This is a genomic window from Pseudoalteromonas sp. CR1, assembly GCF_019392235.1.
GTDB lineage: Bacteria > Pseudomonadota > Gammaproteobacteria > Enterobacterales > Alteromonadaceae > Pseudoalteromonas.
Genome location: NZ_JAHXRM010000671.1, coordinates 1 through 231, shown reverse-complemented (window position 1 = coordinate 231; position 231 = coordinate 1). Strand labels below are relative to the sequence as shown.

The following is a 231-nucleotide window of genomic DNA, read 5'->3' as shown; positions in this document are numbered from 1 at the left end:
GTAGATAGTCCCGTCCAGCCAGACCACCAGAAACGTCGGCACGACCATGATCGGCCACGCCAGCGCGAACGTCAGCAGCGATACGAACCACGTGTCTCCCGCGCCGCGCAAGGCAAACGCGAACGACACGTTGATTGAATCCGCGAGCGAAAAAATCGCGACACAGATGAGCAGACCCGGCACCAGTTCCGCGACGGCCGCGAAGTGCGCGGGATCGCGATCCCCTTCGAA

At 62.3% G+C, this 231-nt stretch carries 1 protein-coding gene; it reads right to left on the bottom strand.

The genetic code is table 11. The features are described from left to right. Positions 1-231 (bottom strand): hypothetical protein (locus KZZ04_RS20970; protein WP_219424146.1); only part of this gene is annotated, 231 nt, incomplete at both ends.